Origin of the sequence: Bradyrhizobium erythrophlei (assembly GCF_900142985.1) — a bacterium.
GTDB lineage: Bacteria > Pseudomonadota > Alphaproteobacteria > Rhizobiales > Xanthobacteraceae > Bradyrhizobium > Bradyrhizobium erythrophlei_B.
On sequence record NZ_LT670849.1, the window covers coordinates 7,139,132 to 7,158,143 of the forward strand.

General features: G+C 62.3%; 18 protein-coding genes and 1 pseudogene. 10 read left to right on the top strand and 9 right to left on the bottom strand.

The genetic code is table 11. The features are described 5' to 3' along the window. The first annotated feature begins 94 nt into the window (after window positions 1-94). The 3 genes from BUA38_RS34370 (at window position 95) to BUA38_RS34380 (ending at window position 3,103) form a co-directional block, all read left to right on the top strand. Window positions 95-1,414 (top strand): SAM-dependent methyltransferase, encoded by a 1,320-nt coding sequence (locus BUA38_RS34370; protein WP_072825139.1) that lies wholly within the window; start codon window positions 95-97, stop codon window positions 1,412-1,414. A gap of 101 nt (window positions 1,415-1,515) precedes the next feature. Continuing rightward, a complete protein-coding gene (locus tag BUA38_RS34375; protein WP_072825141.1) occupies window positions 1,516-1,851 on the top strand; it encodes a hypothetical protein in 336 nt (111 codons plus the stop codon). Between the two features lie 19 nt (window positions 1,852-1,870). Continuing rightward, window positions 1,871-3,103: a Zn-dependent hydrolase gene (locus BUA38_RS34380; RefSeq protein ID WP_072825143.1), complete on the top strand. Its 1,233-nt coding sequence runs from the start codon at window positions 1,871-1,873 to the stop codon at window positions 3,101-3,103. A gap of 37 nt (window positions 3,104-3,140) precedes the next feature. Here the strand turns inward: BUA38_RS34380 and BUA38_RS34385 are convergent, their stop codons facing one another. From BUA38_RS34385 to BUA38_RS34395, 3 genes are all read right to left on the bottom strand, one after another. Next, window positions 3,141-3,920 carry an enoyl-CoA hydratase-related protein gene (locus BUA38_RS34385; protein WP_072825145.1) on the bottom strand — a complete coding sequence of 260 codons (780 nt, stop codon included), beginning with the start codon at window positions 3,918-3,920 and terminating at the stop codon, window positions 3,141-3,143. A 108-nt stretch (window positions 3,921-4,028) separates the two neighbouring features. Continuing rightward, a complete protein-coding gene (locus BUA38_RS34390) occupies window positions 4,029-4,289 on the bottom strand; it encodes a hypothetical protein (protein ID WP_072825147.1) in 261 nt (86 codons plus the stop codon). A gap of 31 nt (window positions 4,290-4,320) precedes the next feature. Next, window positions 4,321-4,548 (bottom strand): DUF2061 domain-containing protein, encoded by a 228-nt coding sequence (locus BUA38_RS34395; protein WP_072825149.1) that lies wholly within the window; start codon window positions 4,546-4,548, stop codon window positions 4,321-4,323. A gap of 449 nt (window positions 4,549-4,997) precedes the next feature. On the opposite strand from BUA38_RS34395, the gene BUA38_RS34400 reads away from it, so the two are divergent. Together BUA38_RS34400 and BUA38_RS34405 are read left to right on the top strand one after the other, a co-directional pair. Then, window positions 4,998-6,005, top strand: a complete 1,008-nt coding sequence (locus BUA38_RS34400; protein ID WP_072825151.1) for a PrsW family glutamic-type intramembrane protease — start codon at window positions 4,998-5,000, stop codon at window positions 6,003-6,005. A 142-nt stretch (window positions 6,006-6,147) separates the two neighbouring features. Next, window positions 6,148-6,714, top strand: coding sequence for an HdeD family acid-resistance protein (locus BUA38_RS34405; protein WP_072825153.1), 567 nt, complete (start codon window positions 6,148-6,150; stop codon window positions 6,712-6,714). Between the two features lie 5 nt (window positions 6,715-6,719). Here BUA38_RS34405 and BUA38_RS34410 read toward each other — a convergent pair whose 3' ends face one another. From BUA38_RS34410 to epmA, 3 genes are read right to left on the bottom strand one after another with little or no spacing between them, the layout of a single operon-like run. Continuing rightward, window positions 6,720-6,947, bottom strand: coding sequence for a hypothetical protein (locus tag BUA38_RS34410; RefSeq protein WP_072825155.1), 228 nt, complete (start codon window positions 6,945-6,947; stop codon window positions 6,720-6,722). A gap of 57 nt (window positions 6,948-7,004) precedes the next feature. After that, a complete protein-coding gene (locus tag BUA38_RS34415; RefSeq protein WP_072825157.1) occupies window positions 7,005-8,105 on the bottom strand; it encodes a lysine-2,3-aminomutase-like protein in 1,101 nt (366 codons plus the stop codon). A 5-nt stretch (window positions 8,106-8,110) separates the two neighbouring features. Beyond that, window positions 8,111-9,154, bottom strand: coding sequence for an EF-P lysine aminoacylase EpmA (epmA, locus tag BUA38_RS34420; protein ID WP_072825159.1), 1,044 nt, complete (start codon window positions 9,152-9,154; stop codon window positions 8,111-8,113). A 142-nt stretch (window positions 9,155-9,296) separates the two neighbouring features. Between epmA and efp the strand changes: the two genes are divergently transcribed. Continuing rightward, window positions 9,297-9,863 (top strand): elongation factor P, encoded by a 567-nt coding sequence (gene efp / locus BUA38_RS34425; RefSeq protein WP_072825161.1) that lies wholly within the window; start codon window positions 9,297-9,299, stop codon window positions 9,861-9,863. A gap of 38 nt (window positions 9,864-9,901) precedes the next feature. Next, window positions 9,902-11,515 (top strand): peptidoglycan DD-metalloendopeptidase family protein, encoded by a 1,614-nt coding sequence (locus tag BUA38_RS34430; RefSeq protein WP_072825163.1) that lies wholly within the window; start codon window positions 9,902-9,904, stop codon window positions 11,513-11,515. A gap of 19 nt (window positions 11,516-11,534) precedes the next feature. On the opposite strand, the pseudogene BUA38_RS38915 reads toward BUA38_RS34430, so the two are convergent. Next, window positions 11,535-11,639 (bottom strand): annotated as a pseudogene (locus BUA38_RS38915) (cupin domain-containing protein); the annotation flags it as partial. A gap of 107 nt (window positions 11,640-11,746) precedes the next feature. Between BUA38_RS38915 and BUA38_RS34435 the strand changes: the two are divergent. Both BUA38_RS34435 and pcaB read left to right on the top strand, forming a co-directional pair. Next, complete coding sequence (locus tag BUA38_RS34435; protein ID WP_072825165.1) at window positions 11,747-12,991, top strand: lytic murein transglycosylase; 1,245 nt, start codon at window positions 11,747-11,749, stop codon at window positions 12,989-12,991. Window positions 12,992-13,054: 63 nt separating this feature from the next. Beyond that, window positions 13,055-14,419, top strand: a complete 1,365-nt coding sequence (pcaB, locus tag BUA38_RS34440) for a 3-carboxy-cis,cis-muconate cycloisomerase (protein WP_156898875.1) — start codon at window positions 13,055-13,057, stop codon at window positions 14,417-14,419. 5 nt (window positions 14,420-14,424) lie between these two features. Here the strand turns inward: pcaB and recJ are convergent, their stop codons facing one another. Together recJ and BUA38_RS34450 are read right to left on the bottom strand one after the other, a co-directional pair. Continuing rightward, on the bottom strand, window positions 14,425-16,266 hold the full coding sequence (recJ, locus tag BUA38_RS34445; protein ID WP_072825169.1) for a single-stranded-DNA-specific exonuclease RecJ: 1,842 nt from the start codon (window positions 16,264-16,266) through the stop codon (window positions 14,425-14,427). A 691-nt stretch (window positions 16,267-16,957) separates the two neighbouring features. Then, the gene (locus tag BUA38_RS34450) at window positions 16,958-17,869 is read right to left on the bottom strand and encodes a LysR family transcriptional regulator (RefSeq protein WP_072825171.1); all 912 of its coding nucleotides are present in this window, start codon (window positions 17,867-17,869) and stop codon (window positions 16,958-16,960) included. Between the two features lie 160 nt (window positions 17,870-18,029). Between BUA38_RS34450 and BUA38_RS34455 the strand changes: the two genes are divergently transcribed. Beyond that, the gene (locus tag BUA38_RS34455; RefSeq protein WP_072825173.1) at window positions 18,030-18,980 is read left to right on the top strand and encodes a dihydrodipicolinate synthase family protein; all 951 of its coding nucleotides are present in this window, start codon (window positions 18,030-18,032) and stop codon (window positions 18,978-18,980) included. The last annotated feature ends 32 nt before the right edge of the window (window positions 18,981-19,012 follow it).

The window sequence follows — 19,012 nt, forward strand, 5'->3', positions numbered from 1 at the left end:
ACAGGGCCAGGCCATTCCGTTAAACTATTGATTTGCCTCGAAAGTGATGTTCCTTTAGCGAGCGAACGTCAGTACTCACACGAGGGATCACAGCTTGCCGGGGGCCTCAGCAGCGGCGCGCCGCCTCGATAGCTTCAAGCGCCTGCTTACTCATATTAACGAGCTTGTCCTGCCCGACCTCGGCTTCGTGTTGTGGGACGGCTCGACGATACCTGCGGACCTTCGTCCCGATGCGCTGGCCTTCGTCATCGCCGACGAAGGCGCTATCGCTGCAATGATCCGGCGGCCGAACATCGATACCTTTCTCAATCTCTGGGTCACGTCGCGGTTCGACCTGCGCAATGGCTCGTTTTTTGATCTCGCGGCGCGCCGGCCGAAAATGCGCAGCCGCGCATTGATCAGATCCTTCAACAAGCCGCTGACGCTTGCGACACTCGCCCGGTTCCTGTTCCTGCCGCGCGGCGGACCGTGGCCGCTTGAGGCCGTTCGCAACGCCGAGACGCGCTCCGACGGTTCGGAGGCAACCAACAAGACCAACATTCACTACCATTACGACCTCTCCAATCGTTTCTACGAACTCTTTCTCGATCCGGAGATGGTCTACTCCTGCGCCTATTTCAAAGACTGGGACAACGATCTTGCGACCGCGCAGGCCGACAAGCTCGACATGGTCTGCCGCAAGCTGCGCCTGAAGCCGGGAGAAAACTTCCTCGACATCGGCTGCGGCTGGGGCGCGCTGGTTTGTCACGCCGCCAAACATTACGGCGTTCGCGCGCATGGCGTGACGCTTGCGGAAGAGCAATTCGCCTATGCCAAGGAGAAAGTCGCTCGCCTTGGCCTCGAGGACAAGGTGGTACTCGAACTAAAGGATTATTCGCTGCTCGATGGCGGCTTCGACAAGATCGCCTCAATCGGCATGTTCGAGCATGTCGGCATCGCCAATCATCCGACCTACTTTCAGACCATCAATCGCCTGCTCAAGCCGGGCGGCCTATATCTTCACCACGCCATCGCGTTGCGCTCGAAGAGCTTTGAACGCTTCCGCCGCAGCCGTGGACGGGAAGCTGCGGCAGCCACCGCTATCGGCCGTTACATCTTCCCGGGCGGCGAGCTCGATCATGTCGGCATGTCGGTTGCCAATCTGGAGATGCATAACTTCGAAGTGCATGACGTCGAAGGCTGGCGCGAGCACTATATGCACACCACCCGGCACTGGCACGACCGGCTGTCGGCGAGCCGCGACGAGGCCGAGCGCGAGGTCGGCCGCGAAAAGACGAGATTATGGATTGCCTACCTCGCCGTTGTCTCGATCGCGTTCATGCAGGGCACGGTCGGCATCTTCCAGACGCTGGCCTCTCGGCGTGTCCGCGGCCCGTCCGGCCTGCCGCCGACCCGCGCGGACCTCTACCGCTGAGGCGGATCCGGCCACGATCACAAATCCTCTAGTCTATTGACTTCGCATGGCCTCGCCCTGTTAGAGAAGTCGACTGGAATTGCAGGGCGCGGCACACATCAATGGCAGTTCAACGGAACCTCGTGATCTTCGCGGCTTTGGCGCTTGCGGGATGCGGCGCGATGCCGAACCTTTCCTTGCCCGATGTGAAGGCAAGAAACGATTTCAAGGGCAAGCCCCTCAGCGTGGTCACTGCCCAACTCGGCAATCCCGATGGTCAGCAAACCGTCAACAGGCAAAAGATCTACACCTGGCGCAGAGGCCAGGCTTTGCAGGACTGCCTGATTTCGGTGGTCATGACGCCGGCCGGCGACGTCGTCGAGTCCTACGGTACGTCAGGCGACGCGGCGATCTGTTCTCCCTATCTCGCTCCCGCCGAACCCGTTTCTGCCCAGTAGCGACAGGCTTATCTGAATCATGAAAGACCATCATTCCAAAGCCAACCGCGCCCGCGTGCTTGCCGATCTCAACGCGCTTCGGGCGATCGGCGCCTACAAGACCGGCGTGCACCGGCCGACTTTTTCCGAGCCGCACATCCATTCGCTGCAATGGCTGTTGCAGAAATTGCCGGAAGCAGAGCTTGCAGGCGAGATCGACGGTATCGGCAATGTGCTCGGCACCAGCGCGAAAGCGGGACCGAAATTGCTGGCGGGTTCGCATCTGGAGAGCCAGAACTTTGCCGGCTGGCTCGATGGGCCGCTCGGCGTCATCTATGCGCTTGAAGCTGCGCGCGTGATCAATCCGGATCCGAGTGCCAAAGGCGCGGTCGAAGTCGCCTCCTGGTGCGATGAGGAGGGCCATTTCGGTCAATTTCTCGGCAGCCGATCCTACGTCAGCGACGTGACAGAGCAGGAGATCGACGCGGCGCGCGATCGCACCAATGCACGGCCAATGCGGGAGGCGTTGCAGGCGGCCGGCTTCGCGGGCCGTCCGCGGCGGACCGCCGCGCGCGGCCGACACCTCGGATATCTCGAGGCCCATATCGAACAGGGGCGAACGCTCGAAGGCGCCAACCTCGCTGTCGGCGTCGTCACCTCGATCGTCGGCATCTGGCAATATCGGATCACGTTCACGGGCGAGCAAAATCACGCCGGCACGACGCGGATGAAGGATCGAAAGGACGCTGGCCTTGCGGCTGCAAGGCTGTGCGTTGCCATCGACGGTGGCTTTCCAAGCGCGTGCGGACCGCGGACGGTGTGGACCACCGGCCGCATCACGCTCGATCCCGGCGCGCCGAGCATCATTCCCGGCCGCGCCGAAATGCTGTTTCAGGTTCGCGACGATAGCCCTGCGATCGTCGAACGTCTCGAAGCGTGCTTGCGTGAACTCGCCGCCGAAACCGGCACAGCGAGCGGATGCGGCGTCGAAGTCGAGCGTATCCGCACCGGCAAGCCCGCGATGATGGATGAAAAATTCCAGCGCACCATCGAAGAGGCAGCCTCGACATTCGCCGACGGCAAATCCGTTCGCATGCCGAGCGGCGCCGGCCACGACGCCCAGGTGCTCGCCACGATCATGCCGGCCGGCATGCTGTTTGTGCCCTCAATCGACGGCATCAGCCATCACTGGAACGAGAACACCACCGACGCCGACATCGTCAGGGGCGCGGACGTGTTCGTCGAGACCTGCCGGCTTTTGCTCGCAAGCTGAACTTGCCGAGAGCATCGCGCCAGCGACCGTACAGGCTCTATTTTCCCTGCCAGCGCGGCGGCCGTTTCTCGGCGAAGGCTTTCGGACCTTCGATATAGTCCGCCGATGCCAACATCTCGCGCACAGCCGGATATTCGCGCTGCGCGATCATCGCTTCCGGCAATGGCACATTCAGTCCTTCCAGCACCGCCTGCTTCGATGCGCGGATCGACATTGGGCTGTTCTGGCAAATCTGGTTCGCCCAGCGCTGGGCTGCACCGAGCGCTTCGCCCACCGGCACCACTTCGTTGACGAAGCCGAGTTCAAAGCCCTCCCGCGCGGAAACATGCCGGCCGGTGAGGATCATACCCATCGCCCGCTTCAAGCCGATCTGGCGCGGCAGCCGTTGCAGGCCACCGGCCAGCGCCGCGAGGCCAACGCGCGGTTCGGGCAACGCGAAGGTCGCATTCTCCGACGCAACAATGAGATCGCACGCCAGCGCGACTTCGAAGCCACCGCCCATCGCCACGCCGTTGACCGCCGCGATGATCGGCTTGTCGCAATGGAAGCGCAGCGTCAGTCCGCCAAATCCGCTCGAATTCCAGCCACGTTCACCGCCTGCGGCCTGCCACTTCAGGTCATTGCCGGCGCAGAAGGCCTTCTCGCCCGCCCCGGTCACGATCGCGACCCATTGATCGGGATCGGCGGCAAAGGCGTTGAACACCTCGTGCAGCTCGAAATGCGCGGGCTTGTGCAGGGCGTTCATCACGGCAGGACGGTTGAGCGTCACGATCGTGATGTGGCCGATGACCTTTACGTCCACAAATTCAAAACTCATTTTGAACCTCCCCTGAAAACGTTTCCTCTTGTTCTTATATGTTGTGTGACGACCGCTCTTTTTCAGATGGCGGTACGCAAGTTTGCATTCCCTTCCGGCACGCGACGGTTAGGGCTGGATCTCGTTGCAGTTGGTGCGCCCGGACAGCACGCAGTCCTGCATCTTGCTGGCTGCTCTCAGCTCATGCGCCAGCCACAGCCCGACCACCAAAAGCACCGCCGCAATCGCAAGCCCAGCTACGGCCGGCGTGTTGCTTTCCCGGGATTGCGGACTTTGCGGCCTGGGGTTGGCGGGCTTCGGGTTTTCAGCCTTTGGATTTTCAGGCTTCGAATTCTCATGCTTCGAATTCGCAGACTTGGGGTCGCTCATGACCTTCTTCTCGATTTTTTTCGGCGCGGGATCAACTCATCCGGCGGCGTCCCCAGGGAATTGCTGCCCAAACCCGTTCGTGGAGATAGTACCACGCGATCTTGGTCACGATCTCAAATCCCGCGATCGAGCCCGCGATTTCGACGCGTCCGGTAAAGAACCAGCTGATCGCAAATGTGTCGAGGGTTCCAAGGGTACGCCAGCTGATGGCCTTGAAAACCGACCTTGCGTGCGTTTCTGCCCCGCGGAATAAAACCACCGGCGCGCTCCCTCGATATTGTTGGCCTTGAGCCTACCATGTAGGGGCTCGCGATCCGCTCTACGTTGTCATGCAGCGGAGGCAAAGGCCTCGGCTTCGAACATGCGTTGGCAATTTCGCAACCAATTGATTTGGATAATATAATTTCCTTCGGCTGGAACATCGTCACCCGTTCGCTTTGGCTGCGCATGGCCGGCAGGCGTTGAATGGCCAGCACCAAAAACGACATCGGGGGATCAAGCCGCCAAGCGGATGCGGCGAAATGCGCACCATTGCTTATAGCGAACGCGGGAAAATAACTTATTTTGCCTTCCTTACGCCCAATCGCTCGTGATTTGACGTGACGGGAACTTGACCCTGTGATGCGCCTTTGCTTCTAACCGCGACTTTAGCAAACAGGGAGCCGCCGGTGCCGGCGGCAAAGCGAGTGTTAGAACAGGCGTAAGCAGATGTTGCTCCTCGAATCCCTCCCGACAGTCATCGGAACGGCCGCGGTGGCGCCCGCGCTTCTTATCCTGTGGCTCGTGGTTGCCGCCGATGAACGGCCGGGACCGCCGGCCAAGGTGTGGACAGCCTTTTTCCTTGGTGCGGCGAGCATTTCCCTGCTCGGGTTGATACGTGCGCCCTTCGCGGCGCTCTTGTCCGCACCCGACAATCCCTGGCTCGCCCAAGGACTGCATTCGCTGTTCGGCGTCGCATTGCCGGAAGAAAGTGTGAAGATCTTCGTCATTGCGATCGTCTCGGTATGGCGAAGGCGGTTCAGCGACCCCATGGACACGGTCGTCTATGGCGCGGCCGCGGGTCTCGGCTTCGCGGCTTATGAAAACCTCGCTTACCTCGTTCAGCATGCCGATATGTGGCAATCGCTGGCCGCGTTGCGCAGCGTTCTCACCGTTCCGTTCCACGGTGCGCTGGGGATCATCGCTGGCGCTTACCTTGCGATCGCACGATCCGGTACGGCGCTCGGCGCCCACCGCCATCATCGCGACTGGGCCCGTATCGTGAGCCGCATTCTGGTGCTGGCGGGACCAGTGGGGCTGCATGCCGCGTTCGACTTTCCGCTGCTGACCTTGCAGAAGAATCCCGACATCGACAGCACCACCCGTCTCGTCCTGGGCGCGTCCAGCGTGCTGATCGGCTTCTCCTCGATCGCCTTTGCGGCGCGCCTGGTGCGACGGGTCGGCCGCCACCACGCGCCCCGAACCGCGCTGGCGCGCGAGCGGCTCAGCCAGCTTCGGCGAATGTGGGCCCTGCTGGTGGTAGGCGGCGGGGCGGGCTTTGCGGGCGTCGTTTTTGTCCTCTCGTCGGTCCACCACTGGCTGTCCAATCCGGATCGCAACGTCACGCTCGTGCTCATTCCGATCGGATTTCTCTCGATCCTGATCGGCTTTGCGTTGTTGGTGGTGACGACGGCGATCTATTTTCTCGGCCGTGAGCGCATCCGCGCCCAGGCGTAAAATCTCCGATCCCTGCCGGGTCAAGGCTGACGCGGGTGTTAGAATCGGACCACAAGCCCGCCGGATGCGCTATATTTGCGTCGTCACAGAACCGCGTCATTCTGATTGAGGCTGGATCGCTTAACCGGTACGGGAGATTGCGATGACCCACGACAATGCGGAGCTACCGACGAAAATGCGCGATGCCGTTCGTGAGCACTGGAAAGCGCTGCTGATCGAGGGCATTCTGTTGTCGATTTTCGGACTGGCCGCCATCGTCGTGCCACCAGCCGCCAGCCTTGCCGTGACGATCCTCCTCGGCTGGCTATTTCTGATCAGCGGCATCGCCGGGCTCGCTTTGACCTTCTGGGCCCGTGAATTGCCGGGCTTCTGGTGGTCACTGATCTCGGCTGCACTTGCGGTCCTCGCGGGCCTCATTCTTCTGGCCCAGCCGGCACAAGGCACGCTCACGCTGACGATCGTGGTCGGAGCCTATTTCCTGGCCGAAGGCGTCGCCACCATCATGTATGCGCTGGAGCACCGCCGCGAGCTCTCGGGCCGCTGGTCGTGGATGCTGATCGCAGGCCTCATGGACATCCTGATCGCAGCGATCATCATCACGGGGTTGCCAGGATCGGCCCTGTGGGCGATCGGCCTTCTGGTCGGCATCAACCTGCTGTTTGGCGGCGCGACCTTGATCGGCGTGGCGCTCGCGGCGCGCAACGCCTGAAAACATCAGCAGCCGCGGCAAATGCTCTTGATCTTGCGATCGAGCTCGGCGTCTTCGCGCTTCTCGGCATCAGTCGCGGCGGGATTATTCTTGCCTTCCGGCACCTGGTCCGCCCGGGGCTGGCGGTGACCGACAGGCGCAGGCAACGGCCCGTCCCGCTTGGTGGTTTGCGCCATCGCCGCCGACCCGATCGTCAGCATCAGAACTGTTGCCGTCATCGCTAGTTTTTGCATCTGTCTGTTCCGTCTTCGACGCTTACCCCTGAAATCCACACCTTTCCAGAAAAGTGTTCACGGAGCCGGGGGGTAGAGGTGAACGTCACCGCAATAATCCACGATACGATAGCGGGTTTCGGCGGACTGTTCACGATCTGCGGAGAAAGATTTTTCGACCGAAAGGTAGTTCGGCCCCGCCGGCACCTTGCCGTGGCCGCCCGGGATATCGACCACAAAATCGGGCTGACACAGCCCGGACACCCGACCGCGCAGCGCACGCATGATGTCCTGGCCTCGTGCCAGCGTCGTTCGCAGATGCGAAGTCCCCGGCGCGAGATCGCCGTGATGCAGATAATAGGGCTTGATCCGGCACTCGACGAAACCGCGCATCAAGGCCTCGAGCGTCTCGGGATCGTCATTGACGCCGCGCAAGAGCACGGTTTGGCTTACCATCGGAATCCCGGCATCGATGAGGGCCGCGCACGCAGCGCGCGCGTTCGGCGTCAGTTCGCGAACGTGATTGGCGTGGAGCGACACCCATGTCGCCACCCCCTCGATTTTCAATGCAGCAATCATCTTGACACTGATGCGCTGAGGTTCGGCGACCGGCACGCGGCTGTGGATGCGAACGACCTTCACGTGATCGATTTGCGCCAGATCCGCCATCACTTCGGAAAGGCGGCGCGGCGACAGCATCAGGGGATCGCCGCCGGTCAGGATGACTTCCCATATTTCCGAATGCGCTCGGATATAGGCGAGCGCGTTGTTGTAGGCGCCTTCCGAAAGCGTGGTCGCCTTGCCGGGACCAACCATCTCACGGCGAAAACAAAACCGGCAATAGACCGCGCAGACATGTACCAGCTTGAACAGGACGCGGTCGGGATAGCGATGCACGATGCCGGCGACCGGCGAACGCGCGTCGTCGCCGATCGGATCGGGCTTCTCGTTGGCTTGCGCCACCAGCTCATCGGCGCTCGGAATGTACTGGCGTGCAATCGGATCGAGCGGATCGTCGGGATCGATCAGCGCCGCCACCTCGGGGGTCACCGCGATCGCATAGCGTGATGCGACTTTTTCCAGCGCCGGAAGATCCTCGACCGGCGCAAGCCCGCGCGCGACCAGTTCAGCCGGTTCGCGCAGGGTCGTGGTGGGTTGAATGGTTATACTACTTCTCATGTCTCTCATTCTGGCGGCGTCCAAACCACCTGATCGACCGACGTGGCACCGCTTGCAAGCATCACCAGCCTGTCAAAACCAAGCGCAACGCCGCTTGCCTCCGGCATGCAGGCGACCGCGGCGAGGAAATCTTCGTCCAGCGGATAGCGCTCGCCGTACCGCCGCTGCTTTTCATCCATGGCAAGGGTAAAGCGGCGACGTTGTTCGGAAGCATCAGTCAGTTCACCAAATCCATTCGCCAATTCCACACCGCAGGCATAGACCTCGAAACGCTCGGCGACGCGTGGATCGGTTGAAGCGACACGCGCGAGCGCGGCCTCCGGTATCGGATATTCGTAGAGTAAGGTAAGGCGTCCTTGCCCCAGATTTGGTTCAACGAACTCGACCAGTATCTTACTGAAGATATCGGACCATGTGTCGTCAGTAGTAATACGGACCTTGGTGCCCGTTGCCGTTGCGAGCTTCGTGCGGTCGCCTTCGCCGTCGACGACGGTGGCCAACATATCGATACCAGCGAAGCGCTCGAATGCCTGCGCAACTGTCAGCAGCTCCGGCTCCGCGAAAGGATCAGCGGCCCGTCCCCGAAACGTGAACTGTCCGATTCCCGTTGCTTGGGCTGCGTGAGCAATCAGCACGACAGCATCCGCCATGATGGCATCGTAGGCGGCGTTCGCGCGGTACCACTCCAGCATGGTGAATTCCGGCAAATGCAGCCGGCCGCGCTCGCGGTCACGAAACACCCGGGCAAACTCGAATATTTTGGCCTCGCCCGCCGCAAGCAGCTTCTTGCAGGCGAATTCGGGCGAAGTCCGCAAATATCTGGGGACATCGCCGCCGTCAGAACCGGTCAATTCGACGCGTGGCGCGTGCAAATGGGTCTCGTTGCCCGGCGAGACTTGCAGAATCGCCGTTTCCACCTCCGTGAAGCCCTGTTCATCGAACCAGGCCCGGGCGGCCCGGGTGATGGCACTTCTGGCGGCTAAAAACGGCTTGATATCGGCGCGCCGGGCGGAGGACCACCATGGCGAAGGGCTCTTGTCCGCAGTCATCAACCAATCGCCTTATCGGGTCCGCAAAATGCTAGCTTCCAAGCACAAAATCAGTATGTTGCAGCCCGAAACCGCCCCCACCGGCCCCCAGGGAAGCCCCTGCCAGGCCCGACCCCGGGCCAGAATATCAGGAAAAACAGCTTTGAAAGTCATCGCCAGCTCTATTCGCAAAGGCAACATTATTGAGCAAGACGGCAAGCTCTATGTGGTGCTTACGGCCGAAAACATCCACCCCGGCAAGGGAACCCCCGTCAGCCAGATCGAAATGCGTCGTATCGGCGACGGAGTGAAGATTTCGGAGCGTTACAAGACCACCGATCAGGTCGAAAAAGCCACCGTCGAGGACCATAACTTCAACTATCTCTATGAAGACGGCGACGGCTTCCACTTCATGAACGCCGAGAACTACGACCAGGTCCAGGTTTCCAAGGAAATCGTCGGTTCGTCGGCACCTTATTTGCAAGAGAACATGACTGTGAAGCTGTCGCTTCACGACGGTAATCCGGTGGCGATCCAGTTGCCGCAGCGCGCGACGCTGGAAGTCGTGGAAACCGAACCGGTCACCAAGGGGCAGACGGCGTCGTCCTCCTACAAGCCTGCCGTGTTGTCCAATGGCGTCCGCACCGCTGTGCCGCCGCACGTTGCCACCGGCACGCGGATTGTGGTGATGACCGAAGACGGGTCTTACGTCGAACGCGCAAAGGATTAAGATAAGACGACGGGTTTCATGCGCCGGGGGGCGTTACTGTGGGATCGGGGGCCAGCAAGTTTGCTACTTATCTTCAGCTAGCCTTCTTTTTGTTCGTTGCCGGCTCTGGCACGCTGGCCGCAGACGAATTCAGAAGTCCGGCTGTGTCTGTCGCGCGCGCGGACTGGCGTGCGGCGCTCGATCAACTCCGTTCAGAGATCAGCACCGAGCCTTCGGTCGTCCCGGCCTTTACGTTCGCTGGCCGCCGACGCCTTGCCGCGTCGGATCCGCGCTCGCTGCCGGCCTTCATGCAGCTCAACGCGACGACGTCCCGGATCTTCACCGGTATCGGTCGCAGCACGGTGCCGGTGCTTCTACCATTCGACGCCGCGGCCTATCTCGACGCACGATGGACAGGGACGCTTGAGGGCATCCCGCTGTCGCGCTTTCAGGCCGACTTCCGTCCTGTTGACATGTTCGATGCGGGCCCCGCCGGCTACGACGCGGTGTTCTCGCTCGAGCCCGGCGTCGGCCTGCCGCAGCGCATTTTTGCCAAGCCGGTGGAAGTTCAGATCACCGGCTCGCTCCTGACCTACGATCTCAATGATCCCCTTGGCGGCAAGGGCGAACCGGTCAAGTCGCTGGCGGCGCAATATCCGGACATGCGCCGTTTCATACGCGAAGGTTACGTGCGCTATGCGTTCACGCGCTTCGGCGTCCCCTATGTCGTTTCGATCCAGTGCCTCGACAGCGCGCCAAGGCCGAAGCGGCTTGCCTGCCGCGAAGCCTATCCTGTCGCCGAGCGGTTTCTGAAGGCGTTACATGTCGCAGGTGGGCTGCCGTCCCGGAAGCGCATGGACGTCACGCCGGAAACCGTGGAACGGCCTTTCGATCTCTCGGCGGATTTCAGCTACCGCGCGCCCGGCGACATCATTGCCAAGAGCGGGTCGCGCAAGCAGGGCGGCCGGGCGGATTTCACCGCCTATTCGCAAATTCGCTTTCCTCTGGAGAAAGCCCCCGCCTTCGCCCACTCCCAATCCTTCGGCAAGCACCGGCCGGCGGCGAGCTTGGACGAATTGTCGGGCGGGCCGACCAGTTATCCCTGGCAGGATAATTTTTGCGAGGCCCGCAGTTTTGGCGTCGGGCAATGCCCAAGCGGATTTGGCCATCAGGGCCAGGATATGCGGCCTGCGCCCTGCCCTGCCCATGACGACGGAGGCGAACATTGCGACCCAAAGCAGCAACCGGTAGTCGCCGTCCGCGATGCCGTGCTGATCCGTTCACCGAAACAGCAGGCAGCCACGCTTCAGGTCAACAGCCGCAACGAGCATATTCGCTTCCGCTACATGCACATGAATCCGGCCGCGATGGATGAGGATGACATCCTGAATGGCCGCCATGTTGCGGAAGGCGAGAAGATCGGCGTCGTGTCCAACTATCTCGATCATCCCAACGGCACCACGCGCCACCTCCACTTCGACATGCAGGTTTTTACGCGTGACGGCTGGTTGTGGGTCAGTCCTTACGTCACGCTGGTCTCGGCCTATGAGCGCCTGATTCACGGACGTGGACGCGAGGTCGGCCCCCGCAGCCTGCCGGCCGCCGCCAACGTGGCTCACGCCCTCCCTGAAGACATGAGCCACCGCGAGCCGGAAGAAGGCGGCGAGAATTAATGGCGGGAGCCGATCGGCGCTACTCGATCAGCGTCGTCAGCTGCGCTCCTTCGTCCGCCACGAACACCGCGATCAACTCAGCAGGTTCGGTATTGCTGGCATTGGCCGAAACCAGGGAAGAGGTCATCATCCGGCGCTGGCTGTCCAAAATTGCCCTCGATTTGCAACAGGATATCTAACGCGCCCTGCCCGTTTTTGCCGGACGGCGCCCGGCGCGGTTAAACTCACGCAATGACGCAGGCTGATTCCCAACAATCGCCTTCACGCCGGACACTGCTCCACGCCGGCCTCGTGGCCGGCCTTGGCGCAGGCGCCCTGCTCGTCAGTCCCCTCACCGCGTTGGCCGCCCCGCCGGGTTTCGAACAATGGCGCAACGGCTTCCGTAGCCGCGCGCTGGCGAAAGGAATTTCGGAAACGACCTGGGCGCGCGTGATGGGCCACATCGAGCCGGACATGTCCGTGTTCGCAGAGCTCCGGAGCCAGCCGGAATTCAAGGAGGAACTCTGGCAATACATCAATCGCCGCGTCTCGGACTGGCGCATCATTCACGGGAAAGAGGCGCTCAGAAAGAACGCGGCGCTGTTCGCCCGCATCGAGAAGGATTTCGGCGTCGAGCGCGGCACATTGTTGGCACTGTGGGGTGTCGAATCCGCCTATGGCGATCCACTGGTGCAGCAGAATCACATGCGGCCGGTATTCCCCGCGCTCACGGCGCTGGCCTGGAACGAACCGCGCCGCCGGGCCTATTGGGAAACCGAACTGATCAACGCGCTGCGCATCGTCGATCGCGGCTGGAGCACCCCGGAGGAAATGCAGGGTTCGTGGGCTGGCGCGATGGGTCACACCCAGTGGATGCCCGAGGTCTGGCTCAACGTCGGCATGGACTACGACCATGACGGCCGGGTGTCGCCGTTCGGCAAGCCCGACGATGCGCTGGGTTCGACCGCCCGTTACCTCGTCGACCGCGGCAAGTATCACCCCGGTGAACACTGGGGCTATGAAGTCCGCGCGAACGGCGCATCGGCCCATGGAAATCGCACCTATGCCGCGTGGACCGGCGCCGGTGTGACGCGCGCCGATGGCGCGCCCTTTCCGCAACCGAATGCTTCGGCGCAACTGTGGACGCCCGTGCCGGGCGGACCGAGTTTCCTGCTGGGGCCAAATTTCTATTCGGTGCGAAGCTACAATCCCGCCATGAGCTACGCGCTTGCGATCTGCCATCTCGGCGATCGCGTCCTTGGCGCGCCGCCATTTATCCAACCCTTCCCTGATTCCGAACGCGCACTGACGCTCGCCGAAGTGCAGGAGATGCAGACCCGCCTGACCAAGGCCGGCTTCGACACCGGCGGCACCGACGGCCGCGTCGGCAATGATACGATGCAGGCCGTCAAGGACTATCAAAACAAAATGGGGCTTCTGCCGGCCGACGGCTACGGCGGACTGAAGGTGCTGGCGAGCTTGCGGCAGAAGTCGTGAGATCGACAACGCCGCCAAAACGCGGCAAGAGTCTCCTCCCATTTCCCCCCGCTGGAGATCCCCATGTCTTTCGCGCCGGCGACCACCGTTCTTGACTCCGTTCTGTTTCGCGACGCCTTCGGCACGCAGGCCATGCGCGAGGTATTTTCCGATTCGGCCCTGATCGGCCGCTATGTCGAGGTCGAGATCGCGCTGGCAAAGGCCGAGGCGAAATGCGGCGTCATTCCCGTCGACGCGGCCGAGGCGATCGCGAAACTGGCCGATGCCTCGACGCTCGACCTCGATCTGTTGCGCGAAGAGACCGACAATGTCGGTTATCCAATTCTGCCGCTGGTGCATCAACTCGCAAAACAATGCGGCGAGGCCGGCCGCTACGTGCATTGGGGCGCGACCACGCAGGACATCATGGACACGGCCGTGGTCTTGCAGCTCCGCGAGGGCCTGAGCCTTATCGAGCAGGATATCTCGGCCTTGCGCCGGATTCTCGCCGACCTGTCGCGGCGTCACCGCGATACGCCGATGGCCGGACGCACCCATCTGCAACAGGCGCTGCCGATCACCTTCGGCTACAAGACCTCGATCTGGCTTACGATGTTCGACCGTCACGCCGAACGCCTGCAACAATTGAAACCGCGCGTTCTCGTCGGTCAGTTTGCTGGCGCCGCCGGCACGCTGGCCTCGCTCGGCGACAAAGGTCTTGAGGTGCAAGAAACACTTTGCGAGGAGCTCGGCCTCGGCGCGCCCGTGTCGACCTGGCATGTCGCCCGCGACGGTTTTGCCGAAGCCGTCAACTTTCTGGCGCTGGTGACGGGATCGCTCGGCAAGATCGCGCTCGACATCATGATCATGGCTTCGACGGAATTCGCCGAGGCCTACGAGCCATTCGTGAAGGGACGCGGCGCGTCGTCGACCATGCCGCAAAAGCGCAATCCGATCTCCAGCGAGTTGATGCTCGCGGCCTCCAAGGCCGTTCGCCAGCATGCAGGCCTCATGCTCGATGCCATGATCCAGGATTTTGAGCGCGCCACCGGTCCGTGGCATGCCGAATGGATCGCGGTCCCCGAAAGTTTCGTGTTGACCTCGGGCGCGCTGCATCAGGCCAAATTCGCCCTTGGAGGGTTGATCGTGGACGAGGCGCAGATGGCCAGGAATCTCGACATTAGCCGCGGGCTGATCGTCGCGGAGGCCGTGATGATGGGGCTGGCGCCGCAGCTCGGCCGCCAGGAGGCCCATGACGTCGTCTATGACGCTTGCCGGCGCGCCAACGAGGCAAGCATCTCGCTTCAGGAGGCCTTGCTGTCCGATCCGAAGGTCACCGCGCGGATCGATCGCGCCACGATCGAGCGGCTGACCTCGCCCCGCAACTATCTCGGCCTCGCGCCACAAATGGTCGACCGGGTGCTCGCCTCTGTGTCGCGCCAAAGCTAAGTGACCTACCTGATCATCGCCGGCCCCTGATCGGGTACGGCAACATCCAGCACGCGCAACTGCACGCGCTCGGTGCCCTGCCAGCGATCGACCGCGAGCGATCCCGCCACATGCAGCACCTGACCGCGATGGGCCGTGAGCGCGTTACCCAGTTTCTGGCCGATCGAGCGAAACGCCACGCCGTTGACGATGGCGCCGTCGCCCGACTTGAAGCGCAGGCGCAGATGGGCCTGGCCGATTTCATCGGCATAGACCAATTGATGCGACGGCAGCGCCAGCACCGGCTCCGGGTTGCCGCTGCCGAACGGACCGGCGCGATTGAGCGTGGCGGCGAGCTCCGTGGTCACGCCACGCGCGCTAACCGCGCCATCGACGAAGATCTCGTTGACATGGCGCGACTGCGCGACATCAGCGGCAAGGGCATTCTCCATATAGGCGCGAAACTCGGCGAGGCGCTCCTTGCGCAAGGTCACGCCGGCGGCCATCGCATGCCCGCCGCCCTTGATCAGGAGGCCGTCGTGCACGGCCTGCCGCACCGCCTTGCCGAGATCGACGCCGCCGATCGAGCGGCCCGATCCGGTCCCGAGGCCGCCGGGCTCCAGTGCAATGGCAAAGGTCGGGCGCGAGAACTTGTCTTTCAGCCGCGAGGCTACGAGACCGACGATGCCGGGATGCCAGCCTTCGGAGGCCGTCACGATGACGGCTCCCTTGTCCTCGAGTCCGAGCGCGGCCAGTGCCTCGGCTTCGGCCTGCGCTTCGGCCGCCTGTTCGATGACGCGGCGTTCGGTGTTGAGGCGGTCGAGCTCGGCGGCAATCCGTGCCGCTTCGGAAATATCGCCTTCGAGCAGCAGCCGCACGCCGAGATCGGCGCGCCCGATGCGTCCGCCCGCATTGATGCGCGGTCCCAGCATGAAGCCGAGATGCCAGGCTTCCGGCGGGCCGTTGAGCCGCGCGACATCCATCAGCGCGGTGTGGCCGACATGGTCGCGCCGGCGCATCGCGATCAATCCCTTGGCGACGAAGGCGCGATTTAACCCGATCAGCGGAGCGACGTCGGCGACGGTGCCGAGCGCCACGTGATGCAGCATGCCGAGCAGATCCGGCTCCGGCATCTCCGACTTCCAGAAGCCACGCGCACGCAGTTCGCGATTGAGCGCAACCAGCGTGACGAGAACGAGGCCGACGGCCGCGAGATGACCGAGCCCGGAGAGATCGTCCGGCCGGTTCGGATTCACCAGCGCGTCGACCTCGGGCAACTCGTCGCCGCATTGGTGGTGATCGATCACGACGACCGACATGCCGAGCTTGCGCGCCTCACTGAGCGGCTCGAGGCTGGTGGTGCCGCAATCGACCGTCACCAGCAACGTGGCGCCCTTCCCGGCCAGCGCACGCACCGCCTCGGTATTGGGCCCGTAGCCTTCGAAAATCCGGTCGGGAATGTGGATCAGCGGATCGAGGCCGCAATGGCGCAGGTGCCAGGCAAGCAGCGCGGCGGATGTTGCGCCATCGACGTCGTAGTCGCCAAAGATCGCGACCTTCTCGCTGCACATGGCGGCATCGGCGATGCGCTTGGCCGCCGCCTCCATCTGGGTCACGGTGAAGGGGTCAGGCATCAGCTTGCGGATGGTCGGATCGAGGAAGTCTTCGACCGCATCGATCTCGACCTCGCGCCCCGCGAGCACGCGCGCCAGCATTTCCGGCAATTGATAGCGTTGCGTTATCGCCAGCGCCTTCGCAGCTCCGCGTGCATCCAGGCGGTCACGCCACAGCTTTCCGGTCAGGGAATGGGCGACGCCGAGAAAAGCGTGCGGGGCCTCGACTGGCAATGCGGATGCGGGAAGCGTCATATGTCTGCGAAAGATAGGCGAAAGTGCTGGTTCTTCAATGATTCGGGCCACGGTTTATCGCTCTCGCGGCCGGAAATGCCCGAGTTATACGCCTTATTCTCGTCGCCCAAAAAGCAGAGGGCGCAGGGAAAGCCGGATGCCCAGACGCACCCGCAGCCTCGTATGCAAAAGTGAAAAGCATACGAGATAGTCACCACAGGTTCGCCGGAGCACCCGGCCTTCCCTGCGCAATGGTTTTAACGGTTTCCTTCGCGCTCTCCCTGGTGAGCCGGGCTTTCTTGCCACCATCCCCAGTCACGATGCGCACGCATCGTCACCAGGTTGATACCAGCGTCGGGATATCAGGACCACGCGACTTCGCCGTCCGCTTTCGTGCCACTCGTCTTGCGACACTGCCGCGTCCACCGCATCCCGCCCAACGTTCGTGACGATGGCCAACGCCCCTCTTGTGAGGGCGGGACAGCGCGAAAGTGAGGTGTGTCTATTGCGTTCGGCAAGCTTGCGCCCGTGCGACACATTGGCACGACGGGCAAATCACTTCGCTCGCAAAAATCCCGTCAAGAATTTTCGTCGTGACCAAGTGCACAGCAATTGCTTGGCCACGTCGCCATTGCGAGCACCGACCCAATGTACGCCCTGCGCTGAATCGAGTTGAAAATACCTTGTTATCGATACACGGATGTTGGGACAGCTATATTCGACGAAGTCCTGCTGCCCCGGACTTCACGATCTCTTTTGCCACCTCCATGACGGTTCGGCACGCGAGCGTCGTATTTCCCTGACGTGACATCGCCAGGGCAATGTGGCGTGTGATAACGGGATCAACCAGCTTGGACGATCGTAAGCGCCCATCTCGGGATGCAGCTGCGATCGCATAGGGCCCGAGCAGCGTATAGATGCCGCCCTCTGCCACAATACTGGTTTGCAGGCTCAGCGAATCTGCCTCCAGGGCCACATTGAGAGAAATGTTGCGCTCCGTGCTGATCTGCTCGAGATAATTGCGCCAGCTGCTGGGGCGACAGAACAGAACGAGTGGCAGATTGTGCAGGGCTGAAAAGCGTACTGTCCGCCGTGAAGTCAGTGGATCGCCGGCCGCGCTGACGAGGTAGGTCGACGTTTCGACCAAGTATGTGTCGCCGTTTCGTGGCGTTTCGCTCGTACGAAATAGTAGGGCAAGATCGACACTGCCATCCTCAAGCCACGTCTCGATCTGTGCGCCTTGTCCTTCTCGCACCGTTAGTTGAATGAGCGGGTATCGTTGCTTCAGTCGCTTGTATAGCGTGCTCACCAGCGGGTGGGCCGTCGATGGCAGGCTGCCGATCCGAACCTTGCCGATCGGCGTGCCTGCGGACGTCCGCACGTCGTTCGTGAGCTGTTCGGTACCGGCCAGCCAGGCCCGGACCTTCGGCTCAATCCGCTGTCCCAGTTGTGTCAGGATCACCCCTCTACCCGTTCGCTCGAACAATCGCCCACCGCATTCCTGCTCAAGCTCGCTGATCTGGCGGCTGATGTAGGGCTGGCTGGTCCCGTAGGCCAGCGCAACCTTGCTCAGGCTTCCGTGTTCGGCTGCGTCGATGAAGAGCTTCCATGCGGCGTAATCCATACGCGGCCCTTCCCATATCAGATAAGTTATATCTGAAATATATGATCTAAGTCTTCAGCTATGGGAAGAGGCTGCATAGGGTTCTCTCACGTGATCGACGGCGCTTCATCAGGCTCCGCAGACGATCCGGTGACATTTATCGCAAATGGAGGAAACTCACATGGAAGCCCTAGATCTCAGAGGTCTCGTCCCCGCCCCGGTTACCCCCTTCACCCGCGAAGGCGAGGTTAACCATGCGGCCATCCAGCGGCTCGGCGGCTGGCTGGCCGGCTTCAAGGAAGTCAAAGGTCTGGTGGTTCTGGGCCATGCCGGCGAAGGCACGTTCCTGACAGCTGACGAGCAGGCCGCGGTCATCGAAAGCTTCGTCAAGGCGGTCGACCGCAAAATTCCCATTATCGCCGGCATTACGCTGGAAGGCACCGCGGTTGCCGCGGCCGAAGCCAAGCGCGCGGTAAAGGCCGGCGCGGAAGCCGGACTGGTCTATCCGTCACATGGCTGGCTGCGCTTTGGCTATCAGAAGGGCGCGCCGCAAGACCGCTATCGGGCGATCTATCAGGAAAGCGGCCTGCCGCTGATCCTGTTCCAGTATCCCGACGCGACCAAGGCGACTTACAACCTCGACACCCAGCTCGAGATTGCGGCGTTGCCGGGGGTCTTCGCGATGAAAAACGGCGTGCGCAACATGCGCAGGTGGGACACCGAAATTCCGGTGGTACGCCGCGAGCGGCCGAACTTGCAGATCCTGACCTGTCACGACGAATATCTTCTGCACACGATGTTCGACGTCGACGGCGCCCTGGTCGGTTACGGTGGGCTCACGCCGGAGCCCTTGATCGAGCTCATAGCTGCAGGCAAGGCCAAGGACTACGCCAAGGCCCGCGCGATCCACGACCGCCTGCTGCCGGTGACGCGCACGGTCTATCACCGCGGGTCGCACATGGAAGGGACCGTTGCGCTGAAACACGGCCTTGTCGCACGTGGCATCCTGGACCACGCGACGGTTCGCTCTCCGTTGCTGCCGCTTGAACCTGGCGCCGACGTCGAGATTGCAGACGCCTTGCGTTCGGCGGGGCTCGTCGGGCCGACATCCGCAAAATCCCGCGCGGCATGACGCGGTGACGACGGCGGAGCGGCTTACGCTCC

Bases quoted from the DNA above. Each gene is read 5' to 3' on its own strand.
- BUA38_RS34380 (WP_072825143.1), top strand. From the start codon at position 1,871: ATGAAAGACCATCATTCCAAAGCCAACCGCGCCCGCGTGCTTGCCGAT.
- BUA38_RS34385 (WP_072825145.1), bottom strand. From the start codon at position 3,920: ATGAGTTTTGAATTTGTGGACGTAAAGGTCATCGGCCACATCACGATC.
- epmA (WP_072825159.1), bottom strand. From the start codon at position 9,154: ATGACTGCGGACAAGAGCCCTTCGCCATGGTGGTCCTCCGCCCGGCGC.
- BUA38_RS34400 (WP_072825151.1), top strand. From the start codon at position 4,998: ATGTTGCTCCTCGAATCCCTCCCGACAGTCATCGGAACGGCCGCGGTG.
- BUA38_RS34415 (WP_072825157.1), bottom strand. From the start codon at position 8,105: ATGAGAAGTAGTATAACCATTCAACCCACCACGACCCTGCGCGAACCG.
- pcaB (WP_156898875.1), top strand. From the start codon at position 13,055: ATGTCTTTCGCGCCGGCGACCACCGTTCTTGACTCCGTTCTGTTTCGC.
- recJ (WP_072825169.1), bottom strand. From the start codon at position 16,266: ATGACGCTTCCCGCATCCGCATTGCCAGTCGAGGCCCCGCACGCTTTT.
- BUA38_RS34390 (WP_072825147.1), bottom strand. From the start codon at position 4,289: ATGAGCGACCCCAAGTCTGCGAATTCGAAGCATGAGAATTCGAAGCCT.
- BUA38_RS34405 (WP_072825153.1), top strand. From the start codon at position 6,148: ATGACCCACGACAATGCGGAGCTACCGACGAAAATGCGCGATGCCGTT.
- BUA38_RS34450 (WP_072825171.1), bottom strand. From the start codon at position 17,869: ATGGATTACGCCGCATGGAAGCTCTTCATCGACGCAGCCGAACACGGA.
- BUA38_RS34375 (WP_072825141.1), top strand. From the start codon at position 1,516: ATGGCAGTTCAACGGAACCTCGTGATCTTCGCGGCTTTGGCGCTTGCG.
- BUA38_RS34435 (WP_072825165.1), top strand. From the start codon at position 11,747: ATGACGCAGGCTGATTCCCAACAATCGCCTTCACGCCGGACACTGCTC.
- BUA38_RS34455 (WP_072825173.1), top strand. From the start codon at position 18,030: ATGGAAGCCCTAGATCTCAGAGGTCTCGTCCCCGCCCCGGTTACCCCC.
- BUA38_RS34410 (WP_072825155.1), bottom strand. From the start codon at position 6,947: ATGCAAAAACTAGCGATGACGGCAACAGTTCTGATGCTGACGATCGGG.